Below are 20,754 nucleotides of genomic sequence, written 5' to 3' on the forward strand. Positions count from 1 at the left end.
GCGGCCATGATGATCACGCCGGAATTGGCCTGGAAGCCGTCCATCTCGACGAGCAGCTGGTTCAGCGTCTGCTCGCGCTCGTCGTTGCCCGACATCACGCCGACGCCGCGCACCTTGCCGAGCGCGTCGAGCTCGTCGACGAACACGATGCACGGCGCCTTCTGCTGCGCCTGCTCGAACAGGTCGCGCACGCGCGCGGCGCCGACGCCGACGAACATCTCGACGAACGCCGAGCCGCTGATCGAGAAGAACGGCACGGCCGCCTCGCCGGCCACCGCGCGCGCGAGCAGCGTCTTGCCGGTGCCCGGCGCGCCGACGATCAGCACGCCCTTCGGGATCTTGCCGCCGAGCCGGCTGTAGCGCTCCGGGTTGCGCAGGAACGCGACGAGCTGCTGCAGCTCGGCCTTCGCCTCGTCGATGCCGGCGATGTCGTCGAACGTGATGCCGGTTTCCTGCTGCACGTAAACGCGCGCCTGGCTCTTGCCCATCCCGCTGAAGTCCTGCAGCCCGCCCTTCCTGCGCAGCATCATGTTCCAGATGAAGATGAAGGCGATCAGCGGCAACACCCACGACGCGAGCGCGGCAAGCCAGCTCGCGTCCGGCGTGCCGTGATAGCGGACGCCGGCGGCGGTGAGCGTGTCGATCAGGTGTTCGTCGGTGACGCGGTTGGTCGTGAAGCGCCACGGCGTGCCGGCTTCCTTGACGACGGCCACCTCCGACGCCGGCAGCAGCGTGCCCGCTTCGGGCATTCGCAGCGTGCCCGAGATCGACGACGGGCCGATCTCGAGATCGTCGACGAGCCTGGCGGCCACCAGCCGGTGAAAATCGCTGTACGCGATCTGGGTCGATGTCGGATGCAGCATCAGCAGCTGCACCGCGAACAGCACGAAGAAACCGATCGCGATCAGCACGCCGGGATAGTCGAACTTCTTGTCCATGGCATCGGGCCGGCCGCGCGGTTCGCTACGCTATGCGTCCGCGCGATGCCATTCGGCGCGCAGCATGCCTTCGCCGTCCGGATAGTGCAGCGTGAGCTTGCCGTGGTGCGCGCGCACCATCGCCTTGCCGAGGCGCCGCAGCAGGTGCACGCCGGTCGTGCGGATCGTCAGCGCCGCATCGCCGTCGTCGATTTCCATGATCCGTTCGAGCGGGTGCTCGCGGGTTTCGTCGTCCGCCTGGTGGTTGAGCAGCGCGAGGATGTCCGCGCGGCGGCGCGCCAGGTAGGCGCCGCTCAGGACCAGTTCGCCGGCCGGCGCGTGATCCTCGGTGCGCTTGCAGGCCGGGCACTGCTGGGCTTTCGCGTCGTCGGACGCCGCATGCCAGGTCCAGCGGCCGTCGTCGTAGGATGCGCCGCACGTGGTGCAACGGGTCGCGGTCTTGAGCCGCTTCGGCGCGTGATAGCTGTCATCGGTATGTGCGGGCGGCCGCTGGTCGCGCCGCATCGCCGACTGCACGGGAGTGGAGTTCGAGTGGTTCATCGTCGCCTCGTTTCGTCAAAGGAATGGGCGCTGGCGCGTTCGCGCGGCGACGCACCGGCCGGCGGTGGCGCGCGCCCCTGACCGACTCATTCCGCGCCGCATGCCGCGGCCTGTCCGTGCGGCCGATTCGGCTGGCCGGGTGGCGGCGGCCGGCGGCATCACCGGCACGCGCGTGCATGCAGCTCGTAAGTCCAGTCTAGTTCGCGCCCGCGCGTCGCGCGACCGGGGCGATTCGTCCGATGAAGCCTTTCAACCCCGAGCCTCGTCGCGTTATAGTCGCGTTCGTGACATTTATGTGACAAATCGGCGCACGCCGATGCACGATGCTCACGCGCGCGGCCGCCGCGCCGCCAACGATCCAACGACGCTATCCACCCGCCTATCCGAGGAGCACACGACGTGAACGACACCCCCGACCGGCCCGACGACCTTCCCGACGACCTCGACCGCCGCCGCGTGCTCGGCGGCATCGCCGCGCTCGGCGCGAGCGTCGCGCTCGCCGGCTGCGAGACGCAGCCGCTGGCCGGCGCCGCGTCGCGTTCCGCCGCCGACTTGCGGCTCGACGACGCGCTGCGCCACCACGTGCGCAACATCGTCGTGATCTACGCGGAAAACCGCAGCTTCGCGAACCTGTACGGCGATTTCCCCGGCGTGCAATACCCGCTGAGCGCGGTGCCGCCCGACCACGCACAGCAGCTCGACCGCGACGGCAAGACGCCGCTGCGCGAGCTGCCGAAGATCTGGGGCGGCCTCGTGCCGCAGGCGCAGGAGATCGACGGCAAGCGCTACATGATCGGCGAGCGCGATATCCGGAACCTGCCGAACGCGCCGTTCCTGATCCGCGACGCGCAGGGCAAGCCGCTGCCGAACAACGTGATCACGCGCGACCTGTGGCACCGCTTCTACCAGAACCAGATGCAGATCAACGCGGGCCGCAACGACCAGTTCGCCGCGTGGGCGGATTCGGGCGGCCTCGTGATGGGCCACTACCGCAATTCCGCCGACACGCTGCGGCTTTGGAACCTCGCGCGGCAGTACACGCTGTGCGACAACTTCTTCATGGCGGCCTTCGGCGGCTCGTGGCTCAACCACATGTACCTGATTTCCGCGCAGGCGCCGCTGTATCCGGATGCGCACAAGCATCCGCAGGCGAAGAAGCTGCTGTCGGTGGTCGAAGGCGATGACCCGACCGGCACGCGCCTGAAGGTCGCGGGCGATTCGCCGGCATCCGCGCTCGACGGCCCGCCGAAGTTCGTGAGCGACGGCCCGCTGACGCCGGACGGCTATGGCGTGAACACGATGGCGCCGCCGTACCAGCCGAGCTACGTGCCGCCGCCCGAAGGCGGCAACCCCGCGTATGCGGACCCGGCCGACCATCGCGTGCTGCCGCCGCAGGGCTACGCGACGATCGGCGACCGCCTGTCGGACAAGGGCGTCGACTGGGCGTGGTACAGCGGTGCGTGGCAATACGCGCTCGAGCATCGCGACACCGGCGACGTGCCCGATTTCCAGTACCACCACCAGCCGTTCAACTACTTCGTCAAGTACGCGCCGGGCACCGAAGCGCGCCGCCGCCACCTGCGCGACGCGGGGCTCGGCGACGCGCCGTCGACCAACCGCCTGCTCGCCGACATCGACGCGGGCCGCCTGCCCGCGGTCACGTTCTACAAGCCGCAGGGCAACCTGAACATGCACGCGGGCTACGCGGACATCGCGTCGGGCGACCGCCACATCGCGACCGTGATCGAGCATATCCAGCGCGGGCCGCAGTGGGCGAACACGGTGATCATCATGACGCACGACGAGAACGGCGGCTGGTGGGATCCGGTCGCGCCGCCGCTCGGCGACCGCTGGGGCCCCGGCTCGCGGATTCCGGCGCTGGTGATCGCGCCGTTCGCGAAGAAGGGTTACGTCGACCACACGCTGTATGACACGAACTCGATCCTGCGCTTCATCAGCCGCGTGCACGGGCTGGTGCCGCTCGACGGCGTGGCATCGCGCAACCAGGCGTTCGCCGCGCGCGGCCAGACGCCGCCGGGGGATCTGACGAACGCGCTCGACATCGGTTGAGTTGGTGCGCAAGCGAAACGACGGCGAGCCTCGTGCTCGCCGTCGTTTCTTCAGGTCATGGCGTTGGCGCAGCTAGGCGGCATCGCGCAGCGCGCCGCGCTCGGCCCGCGCCGCATGACGCCCCGCCATGCAGCGCGTCGCGTCGGGCAAGGCCTATCTGGTCGGCAACGAAAACCTGAGCTTTGCCGACTATTTCGCGGCGTTCTTCCGCGCGGCCGGCCAGCCGCAGCCGGTGCCGTGCGTCGACCACGAACATCCGCTGCTGCCGGACCTCGCGATCTATACGGGGCGCGGCAACGTCGTGTCGTACGAGCCGGACCCGGCGGATGTCGCGGTGCTGCGCTACCGGCGCGGCGACGTGCAGCCCGCGGTCGACGAAGTCGTCGCGCATTGCCGCGCGCTGTGAGCGGTGTCGTGCGCATCGTGGCGTGCGCATGAAAAACGTCCCGCGCGGCCTGCATGGCCGGCGCGGGACGTCGTGTGCGATGCGCCGGCGCTCCGGCGCATGAACTTACTCGCCGACGCGTTCCTCGATCTTCTTCATCGTGTCGAGCAGCGCGGCCGGCAGACGCAGCTTCAGCGTATCGAACAACTGCGCATGCAGCTTCAGCTCGTCGCGCCATTCGGCGGCGTCCATCGACGTGACCGCATCGAACTGCTCACGCGTGAACGCGAGCCCGTCCCAGTGCAGGTCGTCATAAGCCGGCGACACGCCGAACGCATGGTCGGCGCCGCCGCCCTGCCCTTCGAGACGGTCGAGCATCCACTTCAGCACCCGCATGTTCTCGCCGAAGCCCGGCCACACGAACTTGCCGTTGCCGTCCTTGCGGAACCAGTTCACGCAGTAGATCTTCGGCGGCGTCGCGCCGCTCGCGGCGAGTTGCTCGCCCATCTTCAGCCAGTGGCCGAAATAGTCGCTCATGTTGTAGCCGCAGAACGGCAGCATCGCGAACGGGTCGCGCCGCACGATGCCCTGCTGGCCGACCGCCGCGGCGGTCGTTTCCGAGCCCATCGTCGCAGCCATGTACACGCCTTCGACCCAGTCGCGCGCCTCGGTGACGAGCGGCACGGTGGTCGAACGGCGCCCGCCGAAGATGAACGCGTCGATCGGCACGCCGGCCGGGTTCTCCCAGTCGGCGTCGATCGACGGGCATTGCGCGGCCGGCGCGGTGAAGCGCGAGTTCGGATGCGCGGCCTTGCGGCCGGTTTCCTTGCCGATCTCCGGCGTCCACGGGTTGCCCTGCCAGTCGGTGAGCTTCGCGGGCGGCGTATCGGTCAGCCCTTCCCACCACACGTCGCCGTCCTCGGTCAGCGCGACGTTCGTGAAGATCACGTTTTCCTTCAGCGTCGAGATCGCGTTCGGATTGGTCTTTTCACCGGTGCCGGGCGCGACGCCGAAGAAACCCGCCTCCGGGTTGATCGCATACAGCCGGCCGTCGCGGCCGGGCTTCAGCCACGCGATGTCGTCGCCGATCGTCGTGACCTGCCAGCCGTCGAAGCCCTTCGGCGGAATCAGCATCGCGAAATTGGTCTTGCCGCACGCGGACGGGAACGCCGCCGCGACGTGATACTTCTTGCCGGCCGGCGACGTCACGCCGAGGATCAGCATGTGCTCGGCGAGCCAGCCCTGGTCGCGGCCCATCGTCGACGCGATGCGCAGCGCGAAGCATTTCTTGCCGAGCAGCGCGTTGCCGCCGTAGCCGGAGCCGAAGCTCCAGATCTCGCGCGACTCGGGAAAATGCACGATGTACTTGACCGGGTTGCACGGCCACGGCACGTCCTGCTGGCCCGCTTCGAGCGGATGGCCGACGCTGTGCACGCACGGCACGAAATCGCCGTCCTCGCCGAGCACGTCGTACACGTCGCGGCCCATGCGCGTCATGATCCGCATGTTCACCGCGACGTACGGGCTGTCCGACAGTTCGACGCCGACGTGCGCGATGGGCGAGCCGAGCGGGCCCATCGAGAACGGCACGACATACAGCGTGCGGCCGCGCATCGCGCCGCGGAACAGGCCGTCGAGCGTCTCGCGCATTTCGTCGGGCGCGACCCAGTTGTTGGTCGGGCCGACGTCGTCGCGCGACGCGGCGCAGATGAACGTGCGATCCTCGACGCGCGCGACGTCCGACGGATCGGACTGCGCCAGATACGAATTGGGACGCTTCACGGGATCGAGCCGCTTGAGCGTCCCCTGGTCGACCATTGCCTGGCACAGCGCGTCGTATTCGGCCTGCGAGCCGTCGCACCAGACGACGCGGTCGGGCTCGGTGAGTTCGGCGATGCGCGCCACCCAGTCGATCAGCCCGCGATGCTTGACGAATGCGGGCGGTGCGATCGTCGGGCCGTGTGTGACTTCGGCCATGGTGTTTCGCTGCATGAGAGTGTCTCCAGAATTATCGGCAACGGATGGGGGAAGCGGGCCGGGCCCGCGAGATGGGGAAGCGATTCGGGAGGCAGGTTGCAGCGTTCACGGCGCGCAGGACGGGACGCGCGAGCGGGGCGCGTGCCGGAGCCGTGATGCGGGCGAGAGGGCTGGATGTCTCGTTGGAATATGCGAACGCGTGTTTCGCCATGCATGCAACCTGACGTACGACTACATGCAGGTCAGCATACCATCGCAGAAATCGCATTGGCGTTGCGCTGCAGCAAGGCGGCGCTGCGAAAGCGGCCGGGCACGCGCGTTGCATGCGCGTAATTCTTACTGGCACTGTTTCGGCGCCGCGCGGTCCTGATCGGCGCACGTGGCCGTCCGGCAAGGGTTTCGCGGCGTCGGGAAATCCGACGCAAAACGGCCGAAGGCAACGAACGTGCCCGCATCGGCCGCATATTCGCGTTTTCGCTACTGCGGCAAACCCTGAATTAGGTTGCGGACACAACTTCGCGACCGGGCGCGCTCGGCGCGCTGGTCGAGGACGCGTGGCGAGTGTTGGGAGTCCGCTATATTCGACAGTCGGCCCGTCAGTTTCTTGATGTAGATCAGGGCTGCACGGAAAAACAAGGCGGCGAGTGCAATTCCGCCGACGCGGCTCGAAGCGACTCATGGTCGACCAGCCTGCCGAACGCCATGAGCAACCCAAAGAAGCAAAGGACGACGCCTCCTGACAATCCGATGCAGTCGTAAAGGCGCAATCGTGTGAACGGTTGCATGGCGTCGCCCGGTTGGACTGTTGAAGATCCGGATTCGTCAGTGGCCGCGAGCCAGCACGACCAATCCTGCACCGTATGCCGTGCCGGCCGCAGCACCGAGCGCGGCAACATGCGGGCCGAGCGCGGCACCCAAAGTGCCGCCGATTAACGCGCCCCAAGCGGCTGCTCGAGAGCGTGACCGCGCCGATCCCGCCGTCGTTCACGCTCACCGCGAACCGTTTCGCGCCCGCCGTTTCGACATCCCTCCCGACAGCAGCCGCACGCCTCCGGCCGGCCTTTCGTCACATCAAAGACGAAATGTCTAGAACTATACAAATCATCGATATATACTCGTGGGCATCTTCCCGAGTCGATGGGCACATCGGACATGAGCGACTACCCGGTTTTCGAGCGGCTTTGCACGTTGCTGAACACGTCCGGCGCGCGGTTTCGCGTGCTGGAACATCCCGCGGAGGGAAAGTCCGACGCGATCGCCGCGCTGCGCGGCACGGCCCCCGGCCAGGGCGCGAAGGCGATGCTCTGCACGTTCAAGGACGGCGGCGACGCCACGGTGCTCGCCGTGATCCCCGGCGACCGCAAGGTGGATTTCCGCAAGATCAGCGACGTCGTCGGCCGCAGGAAGGCCACGCTGGCGCCGCCCGAACTGGCCGCCGAGATCACGAACTGCGTGATGGGCGCCGTGCCGCCGTTCGTGTTCGACGATCGCGTGACGCTCGTCGTCGATCCGATGCTGATCGAATCCAACGCTGAAATCGCGTTCAACGCGGGCCGCCTCGACCGCTCGGTCGTCCTCGACGCCGCCGACTACGTGCGCATCGCGCAGCCGCTGCTGGCCGACATCACGCGGCCGGACGCGGCACTCTGACGCCCACCCCGGACCCCTTCGACCATGGCCAAGCCCAACGTCAAATCGGAGCAGGCATCGCTGCTCGAACAGGTGCAGCAGATCGCGCAGGGGCTCGGCGAGATGTTCGCGCCGTTCACCGAAGTCGTGGTGCACGACCTGCGCACCCCCGAGCACGCGATCCTCGCGATTCATAACAACCTGTCCGGCCGCGCGGTCGGCGATCCGGCCACCGAGCTCGGCCTCGCGCGCATCGCCGACGACGACTATCCGCAGGTGCTCGCGAACTACCCGAACCGGCTCGCCGACGGCCGCACCGCGAAAAGCACGTCGATCGGCATCAAGGATTCCAGCGGCCGCTACATCGCCGCGCTGTGCCTGAACGCCGACGTCACGCTGCTGCGCGGAATCCAGGGCATGCTGAGCCAGTTCTGCGCCACCGACGGCGCGCCGGCGCGCGAAACGCTGGATCCGGCCAACGCGGACGCGATCCGCGAGCGCATCGACGCGTTCGCGATGAACCTCGCGACCACGCCGCAATCGCTGAAGACCGAGCAGCGCCGCGAGCTGATGCAGGCGCTGAAGGCGGACGGCTATCTGGAAGTGCGGCGCTCGATGGAGATCGTCGCGCAGCATCTCGGCGTGTCGCGCGCGACGGTGTACAACGATGCGAAGTGACGCCCGCCTGCTGCTGCTCGACAAGGACGACGTCGAACGCCTGCTCGTCGCCGACGACGTGCTCGCGGCCGTCGCGCACGCATTCGAATTGCACCGGCTGCGCGACGGCCGCGTGTTCCCGGTGATCCGCGAGCGGCTCGCGACCGGCGGCGTGTTCGGCATCAAGGCCGGTGACGTGCCGTCCGAAGCGCTGCTGGGGTTCAAGGCGGCGGGCTTCTGGCCGTCGAACCGGGCCGTGGGCGGCGAGCCGCACCAGGCGACCGTGATGCTGATCGACCCGGCCACCGGCCGCCCGCGCTGCGTGATCGACGGCAATGCGATCACGACGATGCGCACCGGCGCGGCCGGCGGCCTCGGGCTGCGCGCGCTGGCGCGCCCCGACAGCCGCAGCCTGTGCGTATTCGGCACCGGCGTGCAGGCGCGCATCCAGGTGACGTTCGCGCTGCGCATGCTCCCCGCAATCGAGACCGTGCGCTACCTCACCGCGAGCGGCGCTGCCGATGCCCGTTTCGAGGCGCTGTTCCGCGACCGCTGCGCGGTGTCGCACGCGACGAACGCGGACGACACGGTGGCGGCCAGCGATGTCGTGATCACCGCGACGCCGGGCGGCGGCCCGCTGTTCGGCCCGGACGCGGTGCAGCCCGGCACGCACGTCAATTGCGTCGGCGCCGATACGGCCGGCAAGCGGGAGTTGCCCGACGGGCTGCTCGAACGCGCCCGGCTGTTCGTCGACGATCGCATCCAGGCGCGCCTGATCGGCGAAGCGCAATGGGCGCCCGGCGTCGACTGCGTCGAACTCGGCGACGTGCTCGCCGCGCCCGATGCCGTCGTGCGCGAGCCGCACGACATCACCGTCTTCGACATGACCGGCCTCGCGCTGCAGGATCTCGCCGTCGCGCGGATGCTGGTCGAGCGGGCCGACCAGGCCGGCATCGGCACGCGCGTGCCGTGGCCATGGTGACGTTACCGTCCGCCGCGTTACGCGGCGCCGCAGAACCTGTCGGGGCGGCCCGCCTGCCCCGATGCGTGCAAGACGTGCGTGACATGCGCCATGCACGCGAAACCGCTGGCGGCCTGCGCTGCGCAGGCCGCCCTTCCTGATCGATTCCCTAGAGCGAGTGTTCGATGAATCAGTTGCCTCTCCCCACCTACGCCGATGTCGCCGCCGCCGCGGCCCGCCTCGAAGGCCATGCGCACCGTACGCCGGTGATGACGTCGCGGACGATCAACGAGGAACTCGGCGCGCAGGTGTTCTTCAAGTGCGAGAACCTGCAGCGCATGGGGGCATTCAAGTTCCGCGGCGCGTTCAACGCGCTGTCCCGCTTCACCGACGAGCAGCGCCGCAACGGCGTGGTCGCCTTCTCGTCCGGCAACCATGCGCAGGCGATCGCGCTGTCGGCGCGGCTGCTCGGGATGCCCGCGACGATCGTGATGCCGAGCGACGCGCCGGCCGCGAAGGTCGAGGCAACGCGCGGCTACGGCGGCAACGTCGTGATGTACGACCGCTATACGGAAGATCGCGAGCAGATCGGCCGCAATCTCGCCGAACGTCACGGGCTCACGCTGGTCCCGCCGTACGATCACCCGGACGTGATCGCGGGCCAGGGCACCGCGGCAGCCGAGCTGTATGCGGAAGTCGGGCCGCTCGACGCGCTGTTCATGCCGCTCGGCGGCGGCGGCCTGCTGTCCGGTTCGGCGCTGGCGACGCGCGAGCTGTCGCCGGCCACGCGGCTGTACGGCGTGGAGCCCGAGGCCGGCAACGACGCGCAGCAGTCGTTCCGCTCCGGCAAGATCGTGCACATCGACACGCCGAAGACCATCGCGGACGGCGCGCAGACGCAGCACCTCGGCAACCTGACGTTCCCGATCATCCGTCGCGACGTCGACGACATCCTGACGGCCAGCGACGCGCAACTGATCGACTGCATGCGTTTCTTCGCATTGCGTATGAAGATTATCGTCGAGCCGACCGGCTGCCTCGGCCTGGCCGCCGCGCGGCAGATGAAGGAGCAGCTCGCGGGCAAGCGCGTCGGCGTGATCATCAGCGGCGGCAACGTCGATCTGGAGAAGTTCTGCGCGCTGGTGGCGCAGCCGGCGGCGTAAGCGTTCGGGCGTGCGCACGCACGCCTGAAAGAAGCCGCAGCATGCTGTCATGCGCACGACGCGGCGTCGTCACGCGGCGTTAAGTTTCGCGACCTAGACTGATGGAGTTGTTTCGCGGTTTTGTCGCGCAAGGAGTTGCCATGAACACGCACGCGATCGCCGCCGCCCTGGCGGCCGTTTCTCTTTCGGCGTTCGCTCAACCGGGCGCTTTGACGTCCGGCTCCCCGTCCTCCGCACCATCGCTCACTGACGTGCCGCAAACGGCGGCGCAACTGCCCGGCGCCCTGCCTTCCACCAGCGGTGTCGTGCTCGCGAAAATCGATCAGAACAATACGCCGCCCGATCGCGGCGGCGACCCGAGCGGCCGGCAGCACGCGGGCACGCGGATGTAAGCGCGCGACGGCGCGGGCTGCGCGCGTACTACCCGTTCGCATTCAAGGATCGAGACCGGTGTCGACGTGTTCGCGATTTCCGACGTCGCCAAGGATCTGGTCGTGCCGATCATGGACGCGCCGATCCGCATCGACCGCGACGCGCTGACGCTCGGCTATGCCGGCGTGTACTCGTCGTTCCTGCTGTTCGCGAAGCGCGCGGAGGCGAAGTACAAGGTGCCGGCGCGCGACATCCTCGTCGAACTGGGCGGGCAGCGGCTCGTCGGCGGGCAGGAAGACATGATCGAGGATGCGGCGCCGACGATGGCGCGGGCGCAGGGGGTGGCGGTGTGAGCGTTCGGAAAGCGGTTTCCCGAATCCGCGTGACGGCCCCGGGCCGCTGATCTCACTATGACGCCGCGGCGGGCCACGCCGCCGCGTCGTGCGAATCCGGCGGGGACCGCTCCCCGCCTTCGTCATGCCGCGTCGATCAGCGGCGCGGCGGGCCGCTGCGGGCCGGCGCGCGTTCGTCCTTGTGCCGGTAGTTGATGCGACCCTTCGTCAGGTCGTATACCGACAGCTCCAGCGTGACGCGGTCACCCGCGAGGATGCGGATATGGTTCTTGCGCATGCGGCCCGACGCATACGCGCCCACCACAGCACCGTTTTCCAGCGTGACGCGATATTTGCTGTCCGGCAGCACTTCGTCGACGATTCCGTCCAATTCCAGCAGTTCTTCTTTTGCCAAACCAATTCCTCCAGACAAGGTGATTGAGATCGCAGCTGCAACGGTCGCCGGGCGCATGCGCCCGTGCAAGCGCGTGCTCGAGCCGGCTCGCGATCGGAGCCCGGCGCGTCGCTGCGTGGTGCGATCGGAAAGGCGGTGCCGACGGTGCCGCCAAAATCAAGGCCGCGCCGGTATCGGCATGGCCTCGGGCCGCTCGGGTTGCTGCGATTGTTTCGATGCGAGACGCCCGGCGCTTTCGCCGAGATGCCTCGTTGCGCGTCATGCGGGCGCGCGATGGGTGGAGCGCCTGGCGATGGGTGCGTCGCGGATCTCGCGATGCGCCGCGTCATTCGCCGGCGATACGGGCTACGGGTGCGCCCATGAGCACTGGACGCTCGATCGGGAGGCGATTGCCGCCGTATGCCGACTGCAATCGCCAGGATGCGGCAGGCGCCGCGAGGCGGCATCTGCGCGGCGCCGGCCCCGTTCGGGAGGCCGGCGCGGTACGACTTACTGCGGCGTGATGTTCGACGCTTGCAGGCCCTTCGGGCCGCGCTTCACTTCGTAGCTGACCTTCTGGCCTTCGGCCAGGGTCTTGAAGCCCGTGCCGCGGATTTCCGAGAAGTGTGCGAACAGATCGTCGCCGCCGTTATCCGGGGAGATGAAGCCGAAACCCTTGGTTTCGTTGAACCACTTGACGGTACCGGTATCCATGAAATATTTCCTTAAAACAAATAATCAAACTCGCGCCCTGTCCGGGCACGAACAAAGAGTCAAAGAGGGAGAGACCAACGACTGCCGCACGCAGCGGCCAATGATGAGCAATCGAGCATCTTGAAGACTTCGGTCACGGACACTACCCTTCGCCGGGCATTCCGTCAAGCTGATTCGATGCGACGGGGTGGCGCAGGCAGCCGCCGGCGCCCCGACAAAAGGGCCGGGGCGCTTGCGCCGCCGCCCTCCCGCTGCCCGGTGGCGGCGCCCTCACGGGTCGATTCGACCCTTACCGCTCGAACACGTGATGCAGCGCCGGCGGCGCCCTCGCCGTCCCGGATCCGCATCTCGAACGCCTTGCGCGCGACGCTCGACGGCCGCACGTCCGACGAGATCATCTGGTCGTTGCAGTGCCGGCCGGCGTCGTGGGCAGCTTCACGTCGTGCGCGGCGGCGCGGTCGAGCGCGCCGCCGATTCGTCCATCGAATCGACTTCGGCCATCACGTGCACGCAGCCCGACGGCGCGGCCATCTCGAACAGTGCGATGCTGTGACGGCGCGCGTTGCGGCAGTGCATGAAGTGGATGCGCTTCTCCGGTTCCGCCGGATCGGGCGTGAATTTCACGCGGTAGACGCGGTAGATGTCGGACAGCTCGAAGCCGAGCACGTCGCGCACGATCGCGTCGGGCGCGCCGAACTGCGGCGCGGGCAGCACCGCGTGGCCGAGGCCCATGCTGCCGGTGACGAAGCGCGGCACGCCGAGCGGCGACACGAAGCGGCGAAAGTCGCAGCGCCCGCCCCAGTACAGCTCGTGGCGGTTGCCGGACGGATCCTCGCGCCACACCATCGCTCGCACGCGGCGCAGTGCGGCTTCGTCGCGGGTCGCCCGGATCGGCTCGACGGCCGCGCGCTGCAGCGCCGCGCAGGCCGCGTCGAACGCGGCGGCGTCGGCCAGCTCCCAGCCCGATGCGTGATAGCAGTCCGCGTTGCCGGGAACGATCAGGTAGCGGAAATCACGCTCGTCCATCTTCAGGTACAGCGCGCCGTCGGGCGTATCGAGCGCCTGCATGCCCAGCATGTCTTGCGCGTAGCGGCGCCACGCATCGACGCGCGTCGCCTTGGCGACGACGTAGCCGAGCGCACGGACCTCGATCATGTCGGCCTCCTCCAGGTTCAGAATCCGTTGTTCGTGAAAGGATTCTGGCCGGCCGGGGGCGCGTCACATCGTCTGTTGGGACGAGAGGCGGCGGGGTTGGGCGCCGATGCGGTTTTCGAACCGATTCCGTCGATTGAATCTTGCGGCGTGCATTTGAAACGATGCGAGACGGAATTCGATTAATTTTTTCCGGCGTTATTACGCGAACAAACCAACCGCACATAAATTACCGAAAATAATAACTCTTATTAAATAATATTATATTAACAAATTCATTTTCAAGATATAGATTTTCATTCATTGCTTTTGCAATTGCATTGAAGGCGAACCAGATAAATACAAATCTGCGATCAAGCCCTACCGGCCAATGAAGATCATTAAATAATCAATTAAAACAAGGCGCCTATCTGCCCACCGGCTCGATTAATCGGCAACAACAAAGAGAGTCATTGGAAGCGTTTCCAAGCCATGTCCTCGCAATGCATTTAATTCGCCCGGCATATTTTCATGCCAGCTGAGGGGCGCCTAATGTTCGATAAATATTTCGAATCTCAGAAATTCATAAGTTTGAAAAGGAGATTCAAATGAGCAAGTTGATCAATAAAATCGCTGTCGCCGCGTTGGGTTCGCTGCTCGCAAGCGGTGCGCTGGCCCAGCAAATCAGGACGCACGGGGCCGTCACGCAGATCACGTTACCCGAGCGTGCCCTGCAAGTTGCCGCGATCGATTTCAAGAACGCCAAGCCGATGCCGTTGCCAAGGCCGATCACTGCGCCGGCTTCGATGCTGGATTCGCTGATGTACAACGCCCGGCCGGCGCTCGGCGTGCCGGGCTTTGCGCAAGGCGGCGCCGGGGACGGGAAGCAAAGGCCCGTGCAACTCGTCGCGCCCATCGATTTGAGCCAGACCGGCGTCCAGCCGCAGGAATTCGGAACGTCGAATCAGCCCTATACCACCAGCCAGGTGAATGCATACGGCAACAATACGCAGTATTACTATCCGTTCCGCGCAGCCGGCAAGCTGTTCTTCAACATCGGCTCGGCGACTTATCTGTGCTCTGCGTCGCTGATCAAACCGGGGGTAGTCGTCACGGCCGCGCACTGCGTCGCGAATTTCGGCCAGCGGCAGTTCTACTCGAACTGGGTATTCGTTCCCGCCTATAGCAACGGAAGCGCGCCCTATGGCACATGGTACGGCGCGTCCGCCACCGTCATGACGTCCTACTACGACGGCTCCGATCCATGCGCCGTTGCCGGCGTCATCTGCCAGGACGACATCGCCGTGATCGTGCTGTCGCCGCAAGGCGGATCGTATGCGGGCAACAGCGCCGGATGGTATGGCTATGGATGGAACGGCTATAGCTACAACCCGTCGGGGTTCGCGCTGATCGACCAGCTCGGCTACCCGGTGGCGCTGGATAGCGGCGTCTACATGGAGCGCAACGAATCGCAAGGTTTCGTGTCCGCCAGCAACTCGAACAACACGATCATCGGTTCGCTGATGACCGGGGGTTCGAGCGGCGGCCCGTGGCTCGTCAACCTCGGCATGCCGCCGGCACTCAGCGGCACGGGTTTCGGCAACGCAGCGTCGCACAACGTCGTGGTGGGCGTGACGAGCTGGGGTTATACGGACACGACGGTGAAGCAGCAAGGCGCGTCGCCGTTCACGAGCGGCAACATCGTGACGCTCGTGAATACCGTATGCGGCAGCACGCCGGCAGCGTGTTGACGGCCGCCCGACGTAACGCGTCGCGCGTGGCTTTGCGCTCGTCGTGCCGATCGGCACCGCTGGTCGGCGCTTCGCGCGACGCTAATCGAACGGATTCGCCAGCCGGACCCCTGTCTTCGCGAAATCGTCGACGTTGCGGGTCACGACCGTCAGGTCGTCGATGAGCGCCGTTGCGGCGATCAGCTTGTCGAGCGCATGCTCCGGATGCGGGACGCGCAGGTGGCCCCACCGCTGGCCGCTGGCCGCTGGCCGCTGTCGATGTCGCTGTCGCTATCGCTATCGCTATCGCTATCGCTATCGAATGTCGATGTCGATGTCGATGTCGATGTCGATGTCGATGTCGATGTCGATGTCGATCGGCAGGATGTTCGGCGCGTAGTCGGACAGGATCGTCGCGAGCCATGCCTCGAGCGTCGACGCCTGCCGGAGATCGCCGCGAACCGGCTGCCGGCCGCGCGCTGAGCCGCGTGCCCGCTCAGCCGATGTCGCGCGCCTGCGCGAGCGCCGCCAGGTTCCCTTCCCCGAACCCGTGATGCCCCCGGCGCTGGACGATCTCGAAGAAGATCTCGCCCGGCCGGCGCTTGACGAAGGTCTGGAAGAACAGCTTCGGCACGCCGTCGTCGCCGATCTCGCCGTCGATCAGCACCGCCCGGCTGCGCAGCGCGCCGAGATCGACGCCGTGCCCCGGCAGCCGCGCATCGACCGCGTCGTAGTAGCGCGCGGGCGGCTCGATGAACTCGACGCCGTTCGCGCGCAGCCGGTCGACGCACGACAGGATGTCGTCCGTCGCAAGCGCGACGTGCTGCACGCCCTCGCCCGGATGATCCGGCAGGTACGCGTGCATCAGCTCGGTGCGGCGCGTGCCCTCCTCGTAGACGGGAATCCGCAGCGCGCCGCACGGCGACACCATCACGCGCGATTCCTCCGACACGTGCCAGTGCGCGTCGATCTCGTGGATTTCGCGGAAATGCAGCAGGTCGTGGTAGAAGTCCAGCCATTCCTGCATGCGCCCCGCGCCGACCGTCTGCGTGAAATGGTCGACCTGCTGCAGCCCGGTGCCCGCGAAGTCGAGATCGGTGTGCGCAGTGGCGACGTCGATCGGCCGGAAGTCGATGTCGAAGATCGAGATGTCGCCGACGCCGCCGCGCTGGCCGTCCCGCCCGCGCCAGCGGTCGACGAAGTACAGATGCGAATCGCCGATGCCCTGGATCGCCGGGATCTTCAGCTCGCCGACGCCGACCCGCTCGCCCTCGAACGCCCACGCGCCGAGCGTGATCGCCCGCTCGAACGCGCGCCGCGCATTGGCCACGCGCAGGCCGATCGCGCACACCCCCATCCCGTACTCCTGCGCATAGCGCGCGGCGAACGAATCGGGCTCGGCGTTGATCAGGAAATGCATCTGGCCCTGCCGATACAGCGTGACGGCCTTGCTCACGTGCCGGGCGATCGCCTTGAAGCCGAGCTGCTCGAAGCGTTGCGCGAGCGCCTGCGGCACGGGCGCCGCGAACTCGACGAATTCCAGGCCGGCCATCCCGAGCGGATTGGCGGCCGGATCGTCGACGGGCGGCGTATCGCTGGACAAGGGGGGATGAGTGCCGAGCATTCCAGTCTCCGGGGGCAAGCGGTCGTTGACGATGCGCCGGGCGCAGTGCTGCCCGGCCTGCGCGGCACCGGACCTTCGGCCCGTGCCGCCAATGTGTTCAATGGTGCCGATTTTAACCAGATCGTTCATGCCGGCACACCTCGGCCGAACGGCCAGGTGTTTCGTCCCGCTCAGTGCAAACCCGGAAAGCGTTCGATAAACGCACGCATTTGAACGATAATCGCGCAATTTGGCCGTCCGGCCGATTGCCGCGCCGCCACGCCGGCCCTATGCTCCGGTCACCCATCGCCTTCAATGCAGCATCGGACGCGGCGCCGCCACGATTCCATGATGCGCCGTGCCAGGAGACATCACCATGACCCCAGCCTTTGACACCCTCGACACCGCAGGCACCGCGCGGGCGCGCAGCCAGGCCCGCAAGGCGGCGCTCGGCAGCTTCGTCGGCGCCGTCGTCGACTGGTACGACTTCCTGCTGTACGGGATCGTCGCCGCGCTCGTGTTCAATTCCGAGTTCTTCCCGAAGGTCAGCCCGACGATGGGCACGCTCGCGGCGTTCGCGACATTCGGCGTCGGCTTTCTGTTCCGCCCGCTCGGCGGTGTCGTGTTCGGCCATTACGGCGACCGTTTCGGCCGCAAGCGGATGCTCGTGCTGACGGTGATGCTGATGGGGCTGTCGACCGTCGCGATCGGCCTGCTGCCGACCTTCGCGACGATCGGCTGGTGGGCGCCGGTGCTGCTCGTCGCGATGCGTGCGCTGCAGGGCTTCGCGGTCGGCGGCGAATGGGGCGGCGCGGCGCTGATGGCCGTCGAGAGCGCGCCGCGCAAGAAGAAGGCGTTCTACAGCAGCGGCGTGCAGGTCGGCTACGGCGTCGGCCTCGTGCTCGCGACGGGCATCGTGTCGATTCTCGGCCACACGTTCGGCGATGCGGCGTTCAAGGCATGGGCGTGGCGCCTGCCGTTCGTGTTCAGCATCGTGCTGGTGCTGATCGGCCTGTGGGTGCGCCGCAGCATGGACGAGTCGCAGGAGTTCGTCGAGAAGGTCGAGCACGCGAACCGCAAGGTGCGCATGCCGGTGCTGGAAGCGCTGACGCGCCACCCGAAGGCGTTCCTGCTGATCATCGCGCTGCGCCTTGCCGAGCTGTTCACGATGTATATCGTCACCGCGTTCGCGCTCAGCTATTCGACCACCAACCTCGGCATGTCGCGCGACCTGTTCCTGAACATCGGCCTGCTGGTCGGCGCGGTGAGCTGCGTGACGATCCCCTGCTTTGCATGGCTCGCCGACCGTTTCGGCCTGCGCCGCATCTACCTGATCGGCGCGCTGATCGGCCTCGCGTCCGCGGTGCCGTTCTTCGTCGCGCTCGAGGCCCGGTCGATCGCGTGGATCGTGATCTTCTCGGTGCTGCTCGCGAACGTCGCGCACGACATGGTCGTGAGCGTCCAGCAGCCGCTCTTCACCGAGCTGTTCGGCGCGGAATACCGCTACAGCGGCGCGGGCGTCGGCTACCAGTTCGCGAGCGTGGTCGGCGGCGGCTTCACGCCGTTCATCGCGGTCGCCCTCACCAGCTTCGCCGGCGGTTCGTGGCACCTCGTCGCGGGCTACCTCGCGGCCGGTTGCCTGATTTCGCTGGTCGTTGCCGCGCGGATGCGGACGGCAAACTGATCTGCCCGCGTGATCTGCCCGCGTGATCTGCCCGCGTGATCCGCCCGCGCGTGGCCTGCCGTCGCGCGGCCGGCCACGCCGCCGTGTGCGCGACACGACGTCAAACACTGTCAATCCGGGCTGCGACCTCCCTGTTTCCAGCACGCAGTCTCCACGGGCACGTCCGACCAGTGGCATCATATGGGCCTACGTCAGTCACCGATCTACCCCCAATACCATGTCGAATCTCATCGTTCACGGCGGCACGCCGCTGCGCGGCAACATCCAGCCGTCCGCGAACAAGAACGCCGTCCTGCCGATCCTGTGCGCCACCCTGCTCACCGACCAGCCGCTGCGGCTCGTCGGCGTGCCCGACATCACCGACGTGCGCAAGATCCTCGACATCTTCCGCACGCTCGGCAGCGACGTGTCGATCGATTTCACCACCGGCATCCTCGAGCTCCATCACCGCAACACGACGTTCGACCCGGCCGTGCACCGGCTGCCCGAGGCGATGCGCTCGTCGATCATGCTGATTCCGCCGCTGCTCGCGCGCTTCGGCGTTGCCCGCCTCGAGAACGACGTGAAGGGCTGCACGCTCGGCGTGCGCGAGATCGATCCGCACGTCGAGGTGTTCGAGCGCTTCGGCGCGCACATCGAGCGTACGCCCGACTCGCTGATCGTCCGCGCGGACGGCCCGCTGAAAGCCAACGATCACTGGCTCGACTACGCGTCGGTCACCACCACCGAGAACTTCGCGCTGTGCGCGACGGCGGCGGCGGGCACGTCGACGCTGATGAACGCGGCGTCCGAGCCGCACGTGCAGGAGTTCTCGCAATTCCTCGCGATGCTGGGCGTCGGCATCGAAGGCATCGGCACGTCGCGGCTGTGCGTCACCGGCGGGTGCAAGCTCGGCGGCGGCGAGTTCCGCTTCGCCGAGGATTTCCACGAGATCGCGACGTTCCTCGCGCTCGGCGCGATCACCGGCGGGGACATCGCCGTGCGCAACTCCGTGCCCGAGCATTTCCCGCTGATCGATCGCACGTTCGCGAAGTTCGGCGTCAACGTCACGCACCGCGACGGCTGGTCGCGCGCGGAACGCGACGGCCCGCTGCGCGTGCGCAGGCCGTTCACGCAGAACATCCTGACCAAGATCGAAGCCGCGCCGTGGCCGTACCTGCCGGTCGACCTGCTGCCGATCTTCATCGCGCTCGGCGTGCAGGCCGAAGGCAGCGCGATGTTCTGGAACAAGGTCTACGACGGCGCGCTCGGCTGGTCGGGCGAACTGTCGAAGTTCGGCGCGCACGTGCTGCTGTCGGATCCGCACCGGCTGATCACGTTCGGCGGGCTGAAGCTCACGCCCGCGCGCGTCGAGAGCCCGTACATCATCCGCGTCGCGATCGCGCTGCTGATGGTGGCCGCGAGCATCGAAGGCCGCTCGGAAATCATGAACGCACTGCCGATCCGCCGCGCGCACCCGCATTTCGTCGAGAACCTGCGCTCGGTCGGCGCGAACGTGGAGTGGACGAGCAGCGAGTAACGCCGCTCCGGAAGCCCCACACGTCATACCTTCCGTCTCGCTTCCCGGCCGCGTCCCGCGCGCGGCCGGGCAATTGCTGCCGCATATCCTGACCGACCCGCACGCCCTCCCATTTGCGCGATAATCGCCCACACCCGCGCGCTCACCGCCCCACCCCACGTTTCCGCCCCATGAAAAAGGCCGAACTCGACAAGCGCGACTGGATCGCCGGCCTGGAAAAAGGCCTGATGATCCTCGAGGCGTTCGACAGCCAGCACGCGCGCATGACGCCGACCCAGGCCGCCGCCCGCACCGGCCTCACGCGCACCGCCGCGCGGCGCTATCTGCTGACGCTCGAATCGCTCGGCTACGTCTACACCGACGGCAAGCTGTACGGCCTCACGCCGCGCGTGCTGCGGGTCGGCTGGTCGTATTTCGATTCCGCGCGCCTGCCGCGCACCGTGCAGCCGTATCTGCAGCAGCTCAGCGCGACGCTCAACGAATCGGCCTACGTGAGCGTGCTCGACGAATGGGAACTGGTGTTCATCGCGCGCAACGGCGTGTCGCGCGTGATGACGACGGGCTTCGTGCTCGGCGCGCGCGTGCCGGCGCCGCTGACGTCGCCGGGCGTCGTGCTGCTCGCGCACCAGCCCGACCGCGACGCGATGCGCGCGTGGCTCGACCGGGCCGAACTTGCGCCGTTCACGCCGCATACGATCACCAACAAGGCCCGCCTGCTCGAACAGATCGACCACGCCCGCGACGACGGCTTCGCGGTGATCGAGCAGCAATTGCAGGTGGGCGTGCGCGGCATCGCGGTGCCGCTGAAGAACCGTCACGGCGAAGTCGTCGCCGCGCTCAGCACCAACATGCCGATCGGCGCGGAAACCACCGAAGCGGCCGTGCGCCGCGTGCTGCCGTCGCTGCAGGAAACCGCGCTCGCGATGCTGAACGTGCTCTGAGCGCCGCTCAGCCG

General features: G+C 67.4%; 17 protein-coding genes and 5 pseudogenes. 13 read left to right on the top strand and 9 right to left on the bottom strand.

Translation table 11 applies throughout. The features are described from left to right. Both HWY45_RS30305 and HWY45_RS30310 read right to left on the bottom strand, forming a co-directional pair. A partial coding sequence (locus HWY45_RS30305; protein ID WP_176118417.1) for an AAA family ATPase occupies positions 1 to 938 on the bottom strand: 938 nt, incomplete at its 3' end. A 30-nt stretch (positions 939 to 968) separates the two neighbouring features. Beyond that, complete coding sequence (locus tag HWY45_RS30310; protein WP_059807612.1) at positions 969 to 1,478, bottom strand: BCAM0308 family protein; 510 nt, start codon at positions 1,476 to 1,478, stop codon at positions 969 to 971. Positions 1,479 to 1,877: 399 nt separating this feature from the next. Here HWY45_RS30310 and HWY45_RS30315 point away from each other — a divergent pair, with 399 nt between their 5' ends. Continuing rightward, on the top strand, positions 1,878 to 3,548 hold the full coding sequence (locus HWY45_RS30315; RefSeq protein ID WP_059880859.1) for an acid phosphatase: 1,671 nt from the start codon (positions 1,878 to 1,880) through the stop codon (positions 3,546 to 3,548). A gap of 124 nt (positions 3,549 to 3,672) precedes the next feature. Beyond that, a pseudogene (locus tag HWY45_RS30320) lies at positions 3,673 to 3,954 on the top strand (NAD-dependent epimerase/dehydratase family protein); the annotation flags it as partial. Between the two features lie 105 nt (positions 3,955 to 4,059). Here the strand turns inward: HWY45_RS30320 and HWY45_RS30325 are convergent. Then, positions 4,060 to 5,925: a phosphoenolpyruvate carboxykinase (GTP) gene (locus HWY45_RS30325; RefSeq protein ID WP_059880866.1), complete on the bottom strand. Its 1,866-nt coding sequence runs from the start codon at positions 5,923 to 5,925 to the stop codon at positions 4,060 to 4,062. Between the two features lie 1,137 nt (positions 5,926 to 7,062). Between HWY45_RS30325 and HWY45_RS30330 the strand changes: the two genes are divergently transcribed. The 6 genes and pseudogenes from HWY45_RS30330 to HWY45_RS30355 all read left to right on the top strand — a co-directional run. After that, complete coding sequence (locus HWY45_RS30330; protein ID WP_059881015.1) at positions 7,063 to 7,560, top strand: YbaK/prolyl-tRNA synthetase associated domain-containing protein; 498 nt, start codon at positions 7,063 to 7,065, stop codon at positions 7,558 to 7,560. 24 nt (positions 7,561 to 7,584) lie between these two features. Beyond that, on the top strand, positions 7,585 to 8,217 hold the full coding sequence (locus HWY45_RS30335; protein WP_059566754.1) for a helix-turn-helix transcriptional regulator: 633 nt from the start codon (positions 7,585 to 7,587) through the stop codon (positions 8,215 to 8,217). Then, a complete protein-coding gene (locus HWY45_RS30340; protein WP_059880869.1) occupies positions 8,207 to 9,178 on the top strand; it encodes an ornithine cyclodeaminase family protein in 972 nt (323 codons plus the stop codon). Before HWY45_RS30335 ends, HWY45_RS30340 begins: the two co-directional genes overlap by 11 nt. Before the next feature lie 164 nt (positions 9,179 to 9,342). Then, positions 9,343 to 10,320, top strand: coding sequence for a threo-3-hydroxy-L-aspartate ammonia-lyase (locus HWY45_RS30345; protein ID WP_059807625.1), 978 nt, complete (start codon positions 9,343 to 9,345; stop codon positions 10,318 to 10,320). Positions 10,321 to 10,460: 140 nt separating this feature from the next. Beyond that, positions 10,461 to 10,712 carry a hypothetical protein gene (locus tag HWY45_RS30350; protein WP_059566772.1) on the top strand — a complete coding sequence of 84 codons (252 nt, stop codon included), beginning with the start codon at positions 10,461 to 10,463 and terminating at the stop codon, positions 10,710 to 10,712. Between the two features lie 48 nt (positions 10,713 to 10,760). Then, positions 10,761 to 11,045: pseudogene (locus HWY45_RS30355) on the top strand (4-hydroxy-2-oxovalerate aldolase); the annotation flags it as partial. Between the two features lie 136 nt (positions 11,046 to 11,181). Here HWY45_RS30355 and infA read toward each other — a convergent pair. The 3 genes and pseudogenes from infA to HWY45_RS30370 all read right to left on the bottom strand — a co-directional run. Next, a complete protein-coding gene (infA, locus tag HWY45_RS30360; protein WP_026044026.1) occupies positions 11,182 to 11,439 on the bottom strand; it encodes a translation initiation factor IF-1 in 258 nt (85 codons plus the stop codon). A gap of 489 nt (positions 11,440 to 11,928) precedes the next feature. Further along, positions 11,929 to 12,132, bottom strand: coding sequence for a cold-shock protein (locus HWY45_RS30365; protein ID WP_006751843.1), 204 nt, complete (start codon positions 12,130 to 12,132; stop codon positions 11,929 to 11,931). A gap of 289 nt (positions 12,133 to 12,421) precedes the next feature. Next, a pseudogene (locus HWY45_RS30370) lies at positions 12,422 to 13,287 on the bottom strand (hypothetical protein); the annotation flags it as partial. Positions 13,288 to 13,871: 584 nt separating this feature from the next. Here HWY45_RS30370 and HWY45_RS30375 point away from each other — a divergent pair. After that, positions 13,872 to 15,014, top strand: coding sequence for a trypsin-like serine peptidase (locus HWY45_RS30375; protein ID WP_230946763.1), 1,143 nt, complete (start codon positions 13,872 to 13,874; stop codon positions 15,012 to 15,014). A gap of 81 nt (positions 15,015 to 15,095) precedes the next feature. Here HWY45_RS30375 and HWY45_RS37005 read toward each other — a convergent pair. The 3 genes and pseudogenes from HWY45_RS37005 to HWY45_RS30385 form a co-directional block, all read right to left on the bottom strand. Further along, positions 15,096 to 15,248, bottom strand: a pseudogene (locus tag HWY45_RS37005) (PIN domain-containing protein); the annotation flags it as partial. A 107-nt stretch (positions 15,249 to 15,355) separates the two neighbouring features. After that, positions 15,356 to 15,548, bottom strand: a pseudogene (locus tag HWY45_RS37495) (hypothetical protein); the annotation flags it as partial. Next, a complete protein-coding gene (locus tag HWY45_RS30385; RefSeq protein WP_059566750.1) occupies positions 15,490 to 16,617 on the bottom strand; it encodes a 4-hydroxyphenylpyruvate dioxygenase family protein in 1,128 nt (375 codons plus the stop codon). The gene HWY45_RS30385 and the pseudogene HWY45_RS37495, both read right to left, overlap by 59 nt. Here HWY45_RS30385 and HWY45_RS30390 point away from each other — a divergent pair. The 4 genes from HWY45_RS30390 (at position 16,603) to HWY45_RS30405 (ending at position 20,740) form a co-directional block, all read left to right on the top strand. Next, entirely contained in the window at positions 16,603 to 16,830 is a 228-nt protein-coding gene (locus HWY45_RS30390) for a hypothetical protein (protein WP_155631715.1), read from the top strand. The two genes, HWY45_RS30385 and HWY45_RS30390, sit on opposite strands and share 15 nt — an antisense overlap. Positions 16,831 to 16,972: 142 nt before the next feature. Next, positions 16,973 to 18,280 (top strand): shikimate transporter, encoded by a 1,308-nt coding sequence (gene shiA, locus HWY45_RS30395; protein ID WP_059880877.1) that lies wholly within the window; start codon positions 16,973 to 16,975, stop codon positions 18,278 to 18,280. Positions 18,281 to 18,497: 217 nt separating this feature from the next. Continuing rightward, positions 18,498 to 19,799, top strand: a complete 1,302-nt coding sequence (locus HWY45_RS30400) for a UDP-N-acetylglucosamine 1-carboxyvinyltransferase (RefSeq protein ID WP_059807637.1) — start codon at positions 18,498 to 18,500, stop codon at positions 19,797 to 19,799. 170 nt (positions 19,800 to 19,969) lie between these two features. Further along, positions 19,970 to 20,740: an IclR family transcriptional regulator domain-containing protein gene (locus tag HWY45_RS30405; protein ID WP_059807641.1), complete on the top strand. Its 771-nt coding sequence runs from the start codon at positions 19,970 to 19,972 to the stop codon at positions 20,738 to 20,740. Positions 20,741 to 20,754 lie beyond the last annotated feature (14 nt).

Source organism: Burkholderia stagnalis (assembly GCF_902830275.1).
In the GTDB taxonomy this organism is placed as follows: domain Bacteria; phylum Pseudomonadota; class Gammaproteobacteria; order Burkholderiales; family Burkholderiaceae; genus Burkholderia; species Burkholderia stagnalis.